This is a genomic window from Fructilactobacillus sp. X8R4C1 (assembly GCF_059900905.1).
Genome location: NZ_JBWXVJ010000001.1, coordinates 304,394 through 320,817, shown reverse-complemented (window position 1 = coordinate 320,817; position 16,424 = coordinate 304,394). Strand labels below are relative to the sequence as shown.

The 16,424-nt window shown below is 36.5% G+C and carries 16 protein-coding genes; 1 reads left to right on the top strand and 15 read right to left on the bottom strand.

Annotated features, from left to right (window positions below; translation table 11 throughout):
- Window positions 1-87: 87 nt before the first annotated feature.
- The 5 genes from AC6UDA_RS01445 to AC6UDA_RS01425 all read right to left on the bottom strand — a co-directional run bounded on the left by AC6UDA_RS01445 (window position 88) and on the right by AC6UDA_RS01425 (window position 4,290).
- Complete coding sequence (locus AC6UDA_RS01445; protein ID WP_500706210.1) at window positions 88-693, bottom strand: nitroreductase family protein; 606 nt, start codon at window positions 691-693, stop codon at window positions 88-90.
- 18 nt (window positions 694-711) lie between these two features.
- Window positions 712-1,701 carry an NAD(P)-dependent oxidoreductase gene (locus AC6UDA_RS01440; RefSeq protein WP_500706209.1) on the bottom strand — a complete coding sequence of 330 codons (990 nt, stop codon included), beginning with the start codon at window positions 1,699-1,701 and terminating at the stop codon, window positions 712-714.
- Window positions 1,702-1,712: 11 nt separating this feature from the next.
- Window positions 1,713-2,705 (bottom strand): NAD(P)-dependent oxidoreductase, encoded by a 993-nt coding sequence (locus AC6UDA_RS01435; protein WP_500706208.1) that lies wholly within the window; start codon window positions 2,703-2,705, stop codon window positions 1,713-1,715.
- Between the two features lie 269 nt (window positions 2,706-2,974).
- Window positions 2,975-3,733: an NADP-dependent (R)-specific alcohol dehydrogenase gene (locus AC6UDA_RS01430; RefSeq protein WP_500706207.1), complete on the bottom strand. Its 759-nt coding sequence runs from the start codon at window positions 3,731-3,733 to the stop codon at window positions 2,975-2,977.
- A 113-nt stretch (window positions 3,734-3,846) separates the two neighbouring features.
- Window positions 3,847-4,290 carry an aggregation-promoting factor C-terminal-like domain-containing protein gene (locus AC6UDA_RS01425; protein WP_500693341.1) on the bottom strand — a complete coding sequence of 148 codons (444 nt, stop codon included), beginning with the start codon at window positions 4,288-4,290 and terminating at the stop codon, window positions 3,847-3,849.
- A 154-nt stretch (window positions 4,291-4,444) separates the two neighbouring features.
- Between AC6UDA_RS01425 and AC6UDA_RS01420 the strand changes: the two genes are divergently transcribed.
- A complete protein-coding gene (locus AC6UDA_RS01420; protein ID WP_500708458.1) occupies window positions 4,445-6,253 on the top strand; it encodes a P-loop NTPase fold protein in 1,809 nt (602 codons plus the stop codon).
- Window positions 6,254-6,288: 35 nt separating this feature from the next.
- Here the strand turns inward: AC6UDA_RS01420 and AC6UDA_RS01415 are convergent, their stop codons facing one another.
- The 10 genes from AC6UDA_RS01415 to AC6UDA_RS01370 all read right to left on the bottom strand — a co-directional run bounded on the left by AC6UDA_RS01415 (window position 6,289) and on the right by AC6UDA_RS01370 (window position 16,421).
- Entirely contained in the window at window positions 6,289-7,032 is a 744-nt protein-coding gene (locus AC6UDA_RS01415) for an SDR family oxidoreductase (RefSeq protein WP_500708456.1), read from the bottom strand.
- Between the two features lie 87 nt (window positions 7,033-7,119).
- Window positions 7,120-8,151 carry a glycosyltransferase gene (locus AC6UDA_RS01410; protein ID WP_500708455.1) on the bottom strand — a complete coding sequence of 344 codons (1,032 nt, stop codon included), beginning with the start codon at window positions 8,149-8,151 and terminating at the stop codon, window positions 7,120-7,122.
- 29 nt (window positions 8,152-8,180) lie between these two features.
- Window positions 8,181-9,305: a glycosyltransferase family 4 protein gene (locus AC6UDA_RS01405; protein ID WP_500710622.1), complete on the bottom strand. Its 1,125-nt coding sequence runs from the start codon at window positions 9,303-9,305 to the stop codon at window positions 8,181-8,183.
- Window positions 9,306-9,331: 26 nt separating this feature from the next.
- Window positions 9,332-10,756 carry a flippase gene (locus AC6UDA_RS01400; RefSeq protein WP_500710620.1) on the bottom strand — a complete coding sequence of 475 codons (1,425 nt, stop codon included), beginning with the start codon at window positions 10,754-10,756 and terminating at the stop codon, window positions 9,332-9,334.
- A 2-nt stretch (window positions 10,757-10,758) separates the two neighbouring features.
- Window positions 10,759-11,877 (bottom strand): UDP-galactopyranose mutase, encoded by a 1,119-nt coding sequence (gene glf / locus AC6UDA_RS01395; RefSeq protein ID WP_500710618.1) that lies wholly within the window; start codon window positions 11,875-11,877, stop codon window positions 10,759-10,761.
- 167 nt (window positions 11,878-12,044) lie between these two features.
- Window positions 12,045-12,884 (bottom strand): GT-D fold domain-containing glycosyltransferase, encoded by an 840-nt coding sequence (locus AC6UDA_RS01390; protein ID WP_500710615.1) that lies wholly within the window; start codon window positions 12,882-12,884, stop codon window positions 12,045-12,047.
- A gap of 2 nt (window positions 12,885-12,886) precedes the next feature.
- Window positions 12,887-13,855, bottom strand: a complete 969-nt coding sequence (locus AC6UDA_RS01385; RefSeq protein WP_500710613.1) for a glycosyltransferase family 2 protein — start codon at window positions 13,853-13,855, stop codon at window positions 12,887-12,889.
- Window positions 13,856-13,886: 31 nt separating this feature from the next.
- Entirely contained in the window at window positions 13,887-14,672 is a 786-nt protein-coding gene (locus tag AC6UDA_RS01380) for a DUF4422 domain-containing protein (protein WP_500710611.1), read from the bottom strand.
- 12 nt (window positions 14,673-14,684) lie between these two features.
- On the bottom strand, window positions 14,685-15,350 hold the full coding sequence (locus AC6UDA_RS01375; protein ID WP_500693331.1) for a sugar transferase: 666 nt from the start codon (window positions 15,348-15,350) through the stop codon (window positions 14,685-14,687).
- 93 nt (window positions 15,351-15,443) lie between these two features.
- The gene (locus tag AC6UDA_RS01370; protein ID WP_500710609.1) at window positions 15,444-16,421 is read right to left on the bottom strand and encodes an LCP family protein; all 978 of its coding nucleotides are present in this window, start codon (window positions 16,419-16,421) and stop codon (window positions 15,444-15,446) included.
- Window positions 16,422-16,424: the final 3 nt, after the last annotated feature.

Below are 16,424 nucleotides of genomic sequence, written 5' to 3'. Positions count from 1 at the left end.
TATCAGAATTCTTCCAAAATAAGAAATTTAATTTTACATACAAAAAGAGCGTGAAGACAAAATCTTCACGCTCTTTTACGTATTATTCTATTTAAGCACTCTAAATCGCTTGCTATCTTCCATAAAATCTTTTTCGCTAGCTGGAGTGTTGATTGAACCGAAGTTCATCTCAGCCCGTAACTGCCAATGATCCGGAATATCAAAGGTTGAAGCTACTTGAGCATTAATCAATGGATCATAGTGTTGAATGTTAACGCCAAGTCCATTTTCTTCAAGGCCGGTCCAAACAGCGAACTGCGCATTTCCTTGTCCTTCTTCAGACCAGTTGTACATTTCGTATTGATAGGTCTTAAATTGACCTTGCAATTCTTTGACCTTGTCCATATCAGTGAAAAACAAAATTGATGCGTAGGCATCCCTAAAAGTTGAGATTTTTGCCTTGGTGCGAAGGAAGCCGTCGGCAGGTACCTTTTCTCTTAGTGCATCTTCAACGATATCCCACAACTTATCATGGTTTTCGTTAAAAAGTACCACAGCTCGAACCGTCTGCCCATTAAAGGCACTTGGTGTGTATTTAATTAATTCCTTGATATAAGTATATAGATCGTCCTGTGAGAAAGGTACATCCTTACCCAAGTCATAGATAGTTCGTCGATTCTTCTCAAGATCTAAGAATTGTTTCTTTAATTCCATGTTCCAAAACTTCTTTCGTCAAATTTGATTCTTGGTCTTTCCCGTTGTCATTGCTTCGTGGAAATTATCATAGCTAACCTTGATCATGTCGACCGTGGCTGGCTTAGTCAGATAACCCATGTGCGGAGTAATAATAACATTTGGATAACGCTTCATCAATTCTAACACGTCTTTGTTTGGAAGGTCATCTAATGAGTTGAACTCGTTACCATCAATCTGATTCTCATCAATAATCACGTCAGCAGCGTAGCCACCAATGTTACTACCAGACAATGCAATCGTAACGGCCTTAGTATCAACCAGCTCACCACGCGCAGTGTTGACTAAAATAGCGTTTCGTTTCATCTTGGCTAACTCTGGAGCACCAATCATCTCGTCATTTTCACCCGGTACGTAAGGAACGTGAATGGAAACAATATCCGACTTCTTTAACAACTCATCTTCATCAACGAAGGTTACATCGGGATTGTCATTTGGATGACGTTGATAGCCAAGCACGTTGGCACCAAGATTGTGATACAACTTAGCCTCAGCACTCCCCATGTGACCAACTCCGATAATTCCGACGGTTGCATCATGAATTTCATTACTGAAATACGTTGGCAGAACCCGAAAGTCAGCGTTATTTGTATTTACAGTTGCCTGGGCAACGTGTCTGAATAGGTCCATTCCCATCGTCAGTGCTAATTCGGCAACGGAATATGGTGAATAACTAGGAACGTTAGCAACCATAATTCCGTCTGCTTTAGCAGCATCTAGGTCAATGTTGTTGTAACCAACAAAACGGGTAAACAGATACTTAATTCCCATATCCTTGACTTTATCCAAGACATCTTTATCAGCGACACAGGAACCGTCAATCAGGATGGCATCCGTGCCCATTGCCTCGTCAACCGTATCAATCTTCAATGGTCTTTCAACCAAATTTAAATCAAAGTCATATGAATTTAAATCCACAAAGTATTCTTTTTCAAATGGCCTTACGTCATAAGCAGTAATCTTTGCCATTATATCTCTCCTTAGTTTAATGGATGAAGTGGTTTCCCGGTCTCAATCACTTTTTGAAAGTTCTCAAAACTGATGCGAACCATATCCTTATTGGCTTCCTCGGTAAATGAACCCATGTGTGGCGTTACAATCACATTAGGATAGTTCTTCATCAACTTCTTGTCTTCAGCATTAGGAACATCATCCAAACTATTGAATTCTTTACCCATAATCTGACCTTCATCTAGTAGGACATCGGTTCCATAACCACCAATTTCAAAGTTTTCAACGGCATCAGCAACCGCGTTGTTGTCAACCACACCGCCCCGAGCTGTATTAACCAGGATGGCATCGTTCTTCATCTGATCGAGTTCGGTCTTGCCAATTAACTTCTCGGTCCCGGAAGTTAGTGGAACGTGAATGGATACAATATCAGACTTTGTGAGTAATTCATCCATGTCAACAAATTTAACGGAATGATTGTCCGGATCAGCGTGACGTTGATAAGCCAAAACGTTTGCCCCAACTGCATCATACATCTGGGCTTCAGCCGTTCCGATCCTACCGGCCCCAATGATTCCAACCGTTGAATCGTGAATCTCACGACTAAAGTACAGTGGTAAGATACGAAAATCAGCGTCATGCGTGTTGGCGGTTGCTTGAGCAACATGTCTAAAAAGCGTCATTCCAAGAGTAAACGCCAATCCTGCTACCGAATGTGGTGAATAGTCGGGCACGTTAGCAACTTTAATGCCCTTTTCAGTCGCCCGCTTAATGTCAATATTATTAACTCCAACCGAACGAGTAAACAAGTACTCAACGCCATAATCGGCTAAGTGGTCAACGATTGTACCATCAGCGTCGCACATCCCATCAATCAAAACCCCGTTTGATCCCTGAGCCTGACTTACATTGGCCATCGTTAACTTTTCATTGACAAACTTTAAGTCGAATTCTGTTTGATTATAATCTTCAAAGTATTGCTTCTGCATCGCATCAGCATGGTAAATTGTTATTTTAAACATTAAACTATCTCCTTATCTTAACAACCCAATTATGAATTAAATCGTGGTTAAAATGCAATTCTTTTCTCTTATTAAATGCTAAAATGTTCATAACCAATCAGAGGAGAATAGTATGGCAAACAAATTTAATAATTTTCACAAAACTCAAGTTAAACGAATCGTTGTAATGGCGGTGGTAATGATCATCTTGGTCATCGCTGGTATTTACGCAATTTTAACGAAATAAAAAGGCGACTTTTCAAAAAAGTCGTCTTTTTTCACGCAGATTTTTATTGAGCCGTGTATCCACCATCGACCACTAACTCACTACCAGTCGTGAATTCAGATTCATCAGAAGCCAAGTAAACTGCTGCATATGCGATGTCTTCTGGCTTACCTAAGTGTCCCATTGGGGTTTTAGAACGTTGAGACACATATTTAGCAAAATCAGGCTTAATTAGTGGGGTTTGAATGCCACCCGGATGAATTGAATTGACCCGAATGCCATAATCTTTTAGTGCACAATCAATTGCTGCAGATTTCGACATCATCCGAACGCCACCTTTAGCCGCACAGTATGCTCCTAAACCAGGGTCGCCAACTAAGCCTTCGATCGATGACATATTCACAATTGAAGCACCAACGTTCTTGTTTTTCATTTGCTTGATGCCTTCACGCATTCCATAAAAAACTCCATCAAGGTCAATGTTTAAGACCTTGTGCCATTCTTCGGTCGTAGTATCTTCAATGGATTTCCCGATAGCAATCCCAGCATTGTTAACTAGGGTAGTTACTTGTCCGAAATCTTTTTCGGTTTCTTCAAACACCTCTGGCCAACGATCTGGGTCAGAAACATCTTGGGTAATAAATTTTACTGAATCAGGATAAGTTTTATTAATTTCATCAGCGGCTTGACGGCCTTTATCCTCATTACGTCCGGTAATGGTAACCTTGGCCCCTTCTTTTGCAAACATCTTAGCAATGGCGTAACCAATGCCATGAGTTCCACCAGTAACAACTGCAACTTTGTTCTTTAATCTGTCTGTCATATTTATCCCTCCATTACTTAGTCATTTACCGACTTAACTGTATCATGAACCCTTATAAACGCACACAAAAAGGCTCATGACTTTCATCATGAGCCTTCCGCGCTAAAACTAATTTAGTACCAGTTATTACTTTCCCAATGCTTTTTAGCATTTTGCCATGAACCATAACGATCGTGAACGTAGTTGTCAGCAGTACGTTCCTGATTCTCCTTCGAGTAATCCCCGTGAAGGTAAGTCTTAGTCAATTGATACTTGCCATACACTTGTGGATTAGTTGGATTTTCAGCATGATACTCACCACGTGATTCATGATAAGCAATCCAATTCTTAGCTGTCATCTCTGACGGACTTAATTTCGACACTGAACTTTCTGATTTTATAACTTTGACAGGTTTATTGGCGTGTGGTGCTTTTCGAAATTTGACTAGCTTATTAACGGTGGTGTAGCGCGATGAATCAGCATTAACATTAGCGCGTGAGCTATTTGCGACTGCTATGCCCGTGGTAAAAATAGCTGTAACGCTAACTGCTGTAAGAATAATATGTTTCCACTCCATTTTGTTCCTCCTCTCAACAGTCAATACGTTAAGGGGTAGAAATTTCAACAATATTAGGAAAATATTACACGGATGTTAAAAAACATTGCAGAAATTGGGATTTAGTATTATTTTATGTATATTAAAACCATTATAAATGTTGAGGTATAAGCAATTGACAGAAAACAATGAATTTGAAAGTTTAAAATCAACTGATGAGGCTGTTAAAAGATATATAGATTCAGATGATAAACTTGCTTTCCAAATTAACGGAGACTGGGGAACAGGAAAAACGTGCTACATAGAAGGATTTATAGAAGAAAGTGAAAAAAACAAAAAGCCATATAATTTTTCTTATGTTTCCCTAAGTGGAACAAAAGACCTAAATGAAAAATATTATGAAATAATATATCAACTTCTAAACGACAGTGGGGAAGTGCTTAAAAAAGTTAAAAAAATAACGAAGAATATACCAAATAAAATAAAAGGAATACCTACTAAAAATATTACTTCTTTCATAAACCAAAAAATGGATGAAACAGCTAATAAAATAATTTCTGATAATAAAAATAAAAATATAGTTATACTTGATGATCTAGAAAGATTGGATGACTCAATAACAAGCAATGAAATTACTGGATTTATACAAAACATGTTAAATAAAAATCTAAAAATAATAATAATATCTAACGAAAACCAATTATCTTCAAGCAATAATACAAATGTTAGATTTAAATTTACGAAAGAAAAAATAATAAACAAAACTATACATTTTGGTGAATATAATAAAGATATTGCTACTCAAATTATTAAAAAATATATAAATAATCCTAAAAACATAATAAATAAAGAATTGTCAACTTGGATTGTTGAAATTTCAGATGAAGTATTATCAGTGAAGGGAAACATTAACATCAGATCAGTTGAAAGCTCACTAGATTCGTTTAATGAAATAATTTCCGAAATACGATCTTTCTATAAAAAAAATAATAATAATTTTGAGGATCAATCAATTAAGACGGCATATTTGTCAAACTTAATATTAACCCTGGGACTAAGATCATCTAAAATCCAAGAAAATAGCTTGGAAGAAATTAATGGATTAAAATATATTCCACTCCGCAAAAAAATATCTTCGTTAAATGAATTTAAGTTTTTAGAAGAATACAATTCAACTCTATCTAACTACCAGGAATATACTTCAAACATCATGTTTTCAGATGAAATTTTTAACAATGCAGCACATGATATCTTTTCAGTAAAAAATTACCTATATCAAATAAAACAGTCTTTCTCTGATCAAAAAAAAGTTGATAATTCAATTGATACGTTCTTACATGGACACTACAAATCAGATTCCCAATTAATGAAATTAGAGAATGCAGTAATTAATACTATTAAGAAAAGTGAAAATAATTACATATCATTAAACGACATGATGAGTATTTATATAACTTTCAACGAGTTAAAAGAGAGAAATCTCCCAATTACAGAACAATTTGAGAATATTAATAATTTAGAGCCAAATGTAATTAAAACAATAAATACAACAGATGATATTAACTACCTAAAATTAATAATACAAAGCAGAACATATGATCTGAATCCTCATATAAAAGAAGCAATTAATTCAAGAATTAAAGCCGTTAAGAAAAGCTCTCAAGAAAAACTATTTATTCATATCATAGAAGGAAAATGGAACCCGAATAGTGGTAATGTTCAACGAACAAATCTTTTAACTTTTTTAGATGAAAACACTTATATTAATAGACTTCTTGATAATGCAAATGAAAGTGAAAATTTAACAGCATATATTAATAACCAAATTTTACCGTTTAAACAACAGTTATCTTTAGAAGTTAAAGAACAAATTGAAAAAACATTAAATCATATGAATCAAAACGCGGAAAGTCAATCAGATAAAGTAAAAACATATTATTTTAAAGCTTTAATTAAATCAATAGAAAAGATTAAAGAAAAATAATTTTGGTATTAAACTTCAATATAAACTCAGGTTATTTATGCAAGAAGTGGTGTGTCTACCATTCCAATATGATTTAATTTAATGAATTTCACGTTTAATCCTTTATTATTCAAAACTGATCTTGCAAACTCATATGAAGTGATTTCTTCTTCATTCGTTAAATGATACATCCCATATGGTAAATCACTTTGGATTACAAACAACATAAACTCCGCCAATCTTCGGGTATCGGTTACCTGCATTAGTTGGTTATTAGTCTTAATCTCACCGCTTTTTAGTAATTCGTCCACCAATTTACTTCCATTTTTATCATATAGATTAGCCGTTCGAATCGTATAATATTTCGTACTAATCTCTTCAATGGCACGTTCTGCCATGCGTTTCTGCTTACCGTACTCACTTACTGGATTGGGAATGTCCGTTATCTCATGTGATTTAGAATTATCATTTCCGTCAAACACCCGATTCGTACTGATATGGACTAGCGTTGCATTCACATCTCTAGCGGCTAACGCCACATACTCGGTGCCAAGAAAGTTCACGTTCTTGTTGATGGTTTTACCCGGCTCCCTTTCGGCGTTAATAGTGTCAGTGTATCCAACGCAATCAAAAACAACTTCTGGTTGATGGACCTGAAAATAATCCGTTACTTGTTTCTGATTAGTTACATCAACTTCTTTTGAAGAAGGTGCCTCAAATTCAATTTGCTTCTCCTTTAGTAAATTTAAAAAAGTCCGACCTAACTGACCAGTTGAACCCAGTACCAATACTTTTATCATAAAATCACTCCCATAAGAAAATAACGACGTGATGATCATTAGCTAATAATATTAACTAATAGATTAACACGTCGTTTCTAATTTGTTTTACTTAATTTTCTCAAACACCTGACTAAAGGCTTGTTTAGTGTAAAAGCCATCATGAAGTTTTTTTGAAATTTCATGTGCATTATCAACCATTTGGGTAAAATCTTCATTAGTTACTTTTTTAAGCGATGAAGCTAGGTTAGAAATGGAATCCACTGATAAGCCAACGTGATGTTGTTTTACAAATTTCGCCACGGCTGATTCTTCCCAGACAATCACAGGCATCCCAGCACTTAAATACGACGACGCCTTATAGGGGTTATTGTAGCGCAAATAGTCGCCAATCTTGCCATCAACAGTATCAACACTATTGCCATCCCACACTAATCCGTAACCATGGCCTAACTTCTTTGATAACACGTCCGGTGACACACTTCCCATGTACTCTAATGAGGAATTCAGTGTATTTGGATCATTAATATTTCCAAAGACTTCGCATTTAACTGCCTTTGAAACGTTTAGATATTTTAAAAAGACTGACTTATTCAAGTTTCCCGCAAACGTCACGTTATCTTTGTATTTTACCCCGTTTTTTTGACTTTGAACGTCAGAAAAGTAGTCAAAGATTTCAAGGTCCACACAGGGAACGTTTAATCCATTTTCTTTTAACGTATCTGACATCGTACTATTCGGTGAAATAACGGCCGTAAAGTTATTTAAAAACCCGGCTTCTTCCTTAACGGTGGAAAAGGTGCTGTTAGGAAAACGTAGTGAATCAATATCATGGATTACTGCCACTGTCTTGACGTGACGGCCATTGAGATATCTTAAAAGGGTTTCTTCAAACTGTTTTCCAGAATAAATTGGATATTGAATAACGATTACATCAGTTGATTTTAGGTGATACTTATCCAGTTTATTAATTCGATAATTAATCAAAAAATGACGATCAAATTTACCGTATTTATACTGCTTTAAGTAAGCCATTTGGAAGCCATAATTCTTTTCAAGGACTTCATTAATGTCCTCTTTAGGCTTGCCAATCCCGTCATTAGCTTTTGACCGGACCACATCAATAATCAATTTTTTCATCAGTTCTACTAAACTCCTTCAAGGTCTACCTAATTATTAAACTTTTGGGTTAATTCGTTAAAACCGCGTTCCCACGCCTTCCAGTTCAATTTGGTTTTATATAATTTTCGCGCGTTTTTAGACATCGTTTTCAACTTTTCTGGTGACTGTGTCAGATCGATCACTGCATCGGCAAAATCCATTGCCGTGGCGTTCTTATTGAGCCGATAACCATTGTAATCATTAATGACATAGGTACCAATTCCACCAGTATCATACGTAATAGAAGGCAGACCATATTCGGAAGCTTCCGCAAACGCAATTCCCGCACACTCTGCCTTTGTTGGCAAAACAAACAAATCACTCTCATTATAAAGTTGAATCATCTTGTTAAGACCAGAGTCTGTATGTTTAGAGACGAAACCATGAAACTTAATGTTGTTGGGTAAATCTTGGTCAGTTGGCTGATTAAGACCAATGACGTTAATCATAAACTTATCTGGGAATCGTTCGTTCAGCTTGTCCATCATGGCACAGATGAGATCCATTCCCTTTCGTTTCCACTCAACACCAACAAACAATAATCTAATTTTACTGTCTGGGTCAGCTTTGTGAGCTACAAATTTATCTGGTAAATTAGCGCCAAAAGGTAACACTTTGACCTTGTTTTCATCAATTCCATAAGATTCAATGGCACCCTCTTTGGCCCATTCACTGGCCATTAAAATCAAGGAAGCTTTTTCAAGGGTGACTTTGTCCATGCGGGTGTGTACTTCAATTTTCTTTTTCGTTAAATTGAAGTAATAATAATTAATCATTTCGCTAAATGTCGCATCATTTAAAAAAACGATTGGTAAGTCAGTCTGCAAAAATTCAACGAGGTTATCTTCAGCCGCAACGAAGATAAAATCAATATCAGATTCATGCTTCAACTTCTGCTGTAAAGATTGACCTTCAACTCTTGCAATCCACTCGTCAGAAAAAGCTTTTAAATCAGGTAACTTAAACCACTTGGTAAACTTTCGAAAGACTTTTCCCAAAAATAACTTAATACCAGATGGACGCACTGAGACAACTTGGTTTTGTTTAGCAATGACGTCATAAATGTTGCTGGTCGTACCAGACCAAACCGAGACATCAGTTAATTTATCCTCACTAATAAAAGCAATCTTCATTGGCTCTTAACCTCTTATTATTTTAACTAGAATTTCTTTTTAACAATGGTAATTATATCCTTTGAAACCTTTGTTTTAAACAAAAAGATCAGGAGACCATAAATTATAATTCCAATCCCAACTTCGATGATCAGATCAATCCATTTAACATTTAGAGTCATGTCTAGGACAGAAACGATCGCAAACATTATGAGACCAGCAATAAAGTACTTAAAGAATCCGTGGTACAACTTTCTAAAGTCAATTTCATCCTTAACAGCATATAGTTGGACTAGAGTGACAATGGCTTCTGAAAGAACCGTCGCAATCGCGGTTCCCACTGCTCCCCACAGTAAAATTAAAGGAACATTAGCAACGATGTTAACAATTGCACCAATAATAACCGAATAATTATAGGCCTTGTTTTGGTTGGTCGGAACCAAGTATTGGACTCCAATCGCATTACTCCACGCAATCATGACGACCACAATTGACTCAATCATCATCAGTGGAACAACTGCCATAAATTTCGGACCGAAAAAAAGTGGAACAAAGCTCGGAGCAACTGCCGCAATTCCAAACGCAATGGGAATGGACAACGCCGTCACAAACTCAAAGCTCTGATACAAGTAGTCTTTAACCTTCTCGTGTTTTCCTTGCATGAAGGCATTTGCCACGTGCGGAAGCATGACGGTTCCCGTCGCAGTAACGACCGCTAATGATAGCTTGACGATCTTATCCGACTGATCAAAGTAACCAGCTGCCGTAACAGAGGTCATTGCCCCCAGCATCGTCTTATTAACCACTAAATAAATTTGCGTGGCAATTTCTGGAACAAAAAGAACCATCGACGGCCAAAAATGCCTAAACCAGTGAAAGTTTTTCCAGTCCACTTTTCCTAAATATCTTCTCAAACTTGGGAATAAGGTCAGATTTCCAATCAATAGCGACATAGACAGTATAAATATGTATAACCACAAGTCACTATATGACTTAACGAACGCAAAAATACTGAAAAGCGTGATTATTTTAACAACAAAGTTTCTTAAAACGGTCACAGCAAAGTTTTCGACCCCCTGAAAGAACCAAGAGATATCAAAAGCTGCCGCAAGCAATGAAAAAGATTGGGCAATGTAGTAACTGTGAAAGCGATGCACAAATGCCAAAAAAATAAAGAAGGCAATGTACGCCACTCCAATCGTTACCATTCGCATAAAGAATATTTCATAAAAAGTGTTGGTTAGCTTTTGCTTATTATTTCGCACATACGCAATCTGCCGATTACCGTAGAGTGCGACCCCAACACTTCCAAAGATAATGAAATATTGAATATTAGCATTTGTATACGAATTAATACCAACCCCTTGTGGTCCCAAAACACGGGACAAGTATGGAGTGGTGATTAAAGGAACTATCAACACGAATAGTTGATAGGACGCGTTATACAAATAATTCTTAATTACTTTACCCAAATTTATTCACCAAATTCGTTTTTAACTAGTCTCAAAGCTGACATGATGGTCTGATCCATGTTGTAGTAACGGTACTGACCTAACCGGCCACCAAAGACAACGTTTGGCGCATCTTTTTCAGCTAATTCGACATAATTCTTGTACAAAGAACGATTCTTTTTATCATCGATTGGATAGTATGGTTCATCCCCACGGTGCCAGGTTTTGGGATACTCATGAGTAATGACGGTCTTATTCTTGTTACCCTTACCAAATTCAAAGTGTTTGTGTTCAATGACTCTAGTGTAAGGAGTTTCAGCATCGGTATAGTTGACTACCGCGTTTCCTTGGTAGTTATCAACGTCTTTCACTTCAGTATCAAACTTCAAGCTACGGTACTCCAGAGCTCCCAACTGATATTCAAAGAACTGGTCAATCATTCCGGTAAAGATGATACGCTTGCCGGATTTTAGATACTCATCCTTTTTATCAAAGAAGTCAGTGTTAGTTTTAACATCGATTAAGTCACTAGCAAGCATCTTTTCGATAATTTGAGTGTACCCACCAATTGGAATTCCCTGGTATGGATCACTAAAGTAGTTGTTATCATAAATGAAGCGAACTGGGATTCTTCTGATGATAAAGGCCGGGAGATCAGTGGCTTTTCTGCCCCACTGCTTTTCGGTGTAACCCTTTACTAATTTCTCATACAAGTCAGGACCCACCAGTGAGATAGCCTGTTCCTCCAAGTTAGTGGGCTTATCCGGAATATTAGCACTCCGCTTCTGTTCCTCAATCTTAGCCTTAGCTTCTGCCGGCGTTCTAACACCCCATAGTTTGTTAAAGGTGTTCATGTTAAATGGCATGTTATAAATCTCACCGTGATAGTTAGCAATCGGACTGTTAACGTAGTTGTTAAAGTCCGCAAATTGATGCACGTAATCCCAGATGTCTTTCATTTTGGTATGAAAAATATGAGCTCCATATTCGTGAACTTGGATGCCCTCTACTTCTTTGGTATAGATATTGCCACCAACGTGATCACGTTTCTCGATCACCTCAACGTGATTGCCGCGTTTAGCAGCTTCGTATGCAAAGGTTGATCCAAATAATCCAGAACCAACCACTAAATAATCAGTCATGTTATCCTCCAAAATGTATTAATTTACTAGGGCAAGCCCTGCTTAAATGTTTTATTTTCTGTCTGAAATGTACAAATAACTTACTAAATTAATAGATAGTCTTACTTTATCAATAATAGTAAAGAATAATGATACAAGCAACAATGCAATTAAGATTGTAATGTCAATTAACTATCCTTTACTTCATTAACAGCTTTCCCATTAATTTTGGTTCTTTTTTTATCCCCGTTTAAAAACCAAGTATACTCTACATCGAAATGGCCGATATCAAGAACCTGTTTGTTTAAGGTTTTAGTCAGGTCATACGAAAGAATGGTCGCCGTTGGTCCCAGTGCAACTAGGACTAAGTCTGGATTTTCTTTTATGATGAGGCTCTTCGATCGCGTGAGGATATCATCATATTGTTCAAAGGCATTGTGACTTGGGCATTCTAGCCTCAAGACCTCACTGGCACTTTCTAACAAATCGTTTCCCTTGCCAAAGTGGGTTTGGTCACCCTCAATTACTAATATCTTTTTATCTGAGACATACTTTTTAAATTCATTAAAAACGTACTTAGCAATGTTCTTATCTTTTAAATCCATATACGGACGTGTCACACTGGTATTATAGTAAATCTTATTTTGGTTTAAATCCTTAAGCCACTCAGAACCATACTTCCCCATTTCACGTTTCCAATATTTATGGGCAGTCATAGCTTGAGGGTCACGAAACGCCTGAGGTAGTCCAACGGCTAAATCACTAATATTTGAGTGTAAAACATCTAAGAGCCGTTTACTCAATTCATTAGAATCATGCTCATATGATTCCTGATAAATCTTATAAATCCATTTAAATTCACCATCACCAAAACGACTAATTGAAATATGATCATTTGTTATTGCATCAATTGTCTGCTTAATCGATTCGATTTTTAAAGATTTATATTTACTTTTAAATTTAACTTGATAAACAGGAATATATAATACGTCATTATATGCTTTATAAAAAAAAGAAGTTAATTTCAACTTTATTCCTCATTTCTCTTAGAATATAAATCAATATAAACTTTTGGAAATTGCATAGCCAAAATCAACGCAATTTTATATTTTATTGTTAAATATTTAAACGATTTAAAATTAGTACGTTTTTTCAAAAAGTCTTTTTGTTTCTTTGCAGTCCACTTTTCATTATTAACAATATTTCTATGTACATAAAAAATATTGATTCTGGCCTCAAAACTTTTAAAGTAATCTAATTTTACATTGTGTTGAAGCAAAATATCTTTAACTTCATCAATATACTGATCACATTTAGATAATAACTGAGGTTCATATGAGTTAGTGATAGAACCATTACGTTTTTTTAACTCATACACGGAATGAGTAACATAACCAATTTCATTATAATTTATGCATTCAAGATATTTCAACATGAATAAACTATCTTCAAAATAAGTTTTACCTGTAAAAATAATATTATTATCGATTATTGTTTCTTTATTAAATATTTTATTCCATGCACCAACATCCATTTCTTCATTCTTAGTTAAATAAGACTCAATCATTTCTTCATTACTTGAGCAATTTTCTAGAACTGAAGTATTCTCATAAGATGTTTTCCCATTTTGAAAGACCTTTTTTATCCCACCGATAGTAAGTTTATTAGATTTCATTTCATCTAGCATATCTTGTACATAATTTGAAAGATATTGATCGTCATCGTCTGAAAATGAAACATAGGTTCCTATTGCATTTCTAATACCAGTATTACGACTTTCTGATAACCCACCATGTTGTTGTTGAATTAATCGAACGTTCTTATAATTTTTAGTGTATGAAGATGCAATTTTTATAGTATTATCACTAGATCCATCATCAACAATAATAATTTCATAACTATATTGTGTATCTTGGTTTATTAAAGCATCAAACGCATGTTTAATCATTTTTTCTGAATTATAGGTGGTCAATATAATGCTTAAATCGTAATTATCCATACGTTTTCTACTCCATTTTCCTATTTTATTTCTAGTAATGTGTTTCGTCTTTTCCGACGTTACTGGAGAACTTTCGTTTTACAAAGCCCCATGCCTTTTTAACTAAATGACGATCACCGATTTGAATCCAGTTGCATTCGGTATATTTAACGTGATTTTTATTAATCCAAACGTCCATCAAAACTTCGGATAAATAACCGAAGACCCGCGCCTCTTGAACCGAATAATTGGAAATGTCAATTCGTTTTTCGACGTTAAAAAGAATGTTAAAGAGCCATTTACAATAGTCGTCAAAGTAATTTGTTTTCATGATGAACATGTTAAACATGTGGGCTGAACGACTGTGCATGACTTGGTCAAAACTGGCTAAGTAATCGGGATCGATTTCTGAAATGACCTGACGAGTCTCCTCTAACGGCTCTTTGTAGTGAGAGTGCACATAATGCGAATAAATGGTTTCAACGACGTAGTAACGCTTTCGTGGAAGTACAACTGGTGCTTTCTCCAACATTTTCTCCACTTGTTCCTTGGTAAGTACCTTATCAAGCGAACGATCAAGGTGTTTGCTGAAAAGACGACGATAGTGGACTAATCCAATCGCGTCAACGTCATGTAAGTTCTTCCATGCCCAGTAAACGGCAGTTAGTTCATTGTAATTGGGATTTTTGGCCGAGATGTTGTCACCTCGATTATCCAGTTGAAAACCCTTTTGGCCCTTATAATTTTTGTCAGCACCAACCAAAACTGGTCGGTACAAATCTTGATCTTTTGGCATCGGCGCGTCTTTATGAGACGCCACCAAAATTGCAATTTTCATCCTTCAACCTCTTTAATAAGCAGCGTTTGGAACCACCATAATCTGAACCGTCTTGCATATGATCTTCAGGTCAAACCAGAAACCACTGTTCATAATGTAGACGATGTCCAAATAAACCATGTCATCAAAACCGACGTTATTTCTCCCCGTCACCTGCCACAAACCAGTGCAGCCAGGTTTGACTAGCAGTCTCTGACGATCATAGTCCGTGTATTCGGCCACTTCTTTTGGAAGCGGTGGACGTGGCCCAACCAATGACATTTCACCAATTAAAACATTCACTAACTGAGGCAGTTCGTCCAAACTATACTTTCGAATGAAACGCCCGACTTTAGTAACTCGGGGGTCATCTTTCATCTTAAACATGGCCCCGTCAACTTCATTAAATTTTTTAAGTTCAGCTAATTTTTTGTCAGCGTTAGGGATCATCGACCGAAACTTATACATGTTGAAGACGTCCCCATTACAACCAACTCGTTTTTGCGTGTAAAAAACCTTGCCATGAGACCCATCACACTTGATTAGAATGCTAAGCACTAAGAATAAGGGACTTAGTAAGATAAGCCCAATTAGACTGGCAGTGATGTCAAATATTCTTTTACACGTAAAGTAGACTGGGCGATTCTGGACTTTTTTGGGATCAAGCCAGATCGTCTTTCTCTTTAGGTTCTCTTCCATTCATCATGACTCCCTCATACTTAGTTATAATTACCCTTTACGCTAAAATGTTCTCCTCATAAACTTAGGAGAACATCTCGTTGCTATTTAAATCTAGTGATAAGCTGCGGTTCCAGTCTTTGCTGCAGGCAACCCTAGATTCTTCCGAATGAAGTTGGTAGTCTGTTGCAATTGACTTTCCGTTGGAACCTGCATTGCTGAGTTCTCAATCATCTGGTTTTCACCCTGAAGATGATTATCAACAAAGTCACCGTGTTCACGGTAACTAGTAGCAAGTTTCGTCAAATCACTTGAGTCCAAATCAGTCTGACTGGACTTGGCAATTGAACTAATGAAGTCATTATTCATGAGATGTGATACTGAACCACCCTTAGCTGCGATTGCTTGAAGAACCTGACGTTGCCGCATCGTTCTTCCGTAATCACCAGCTGGGTCAGAATATCTCATTCTTGAATAAGAAAGTGCTTCTTTTCCGTTCATCTTAGTTGGTTGACCCTTCTTGAAGTTATAGCCTTCATAACTAAAGGACAACGTTGGTGTAATAGTCACTCCACCCACTTGGTCAACGATTTCCTTTAAGCCACCCATATTAATTAAGACATAGAAATCAATTGGAACGTTTAACAGTTTTTCAACGGTCTTAATGGCAGTCCCAGCACTTCCGTAAGTGTAAGCAGCATTAATCTTAGATGGTGAATACTGTGGGTATCCGGGAATATTAACGGCAGTATCACGTGGGATACTTGTGAGCGTCATTTTCTTGGTCTCTGGATTAAGGGTGGCAACCATTAAAGTATCGGTTCGACCTTTATAATCACGATCAAGAGCACCCGTATCAGTCCCAAGTAATAGGATTGAAATTGGTTTTTTATGATTTAACAGCGCGTCAGTATCTCGTTGTTTTTTGATTCCTGCACTCTTATAAGCTTTGTTAATTTCATTTGATGCAGATTTATACTTGTAAGCACCATATCCTAAAAACGCTAAAACAATCGCTACGATCACGATCACAACTAGAATAATGATGTTACGAGTCTTATGAGATTTCTTCTCCATGTGACGGCTTCTCATATT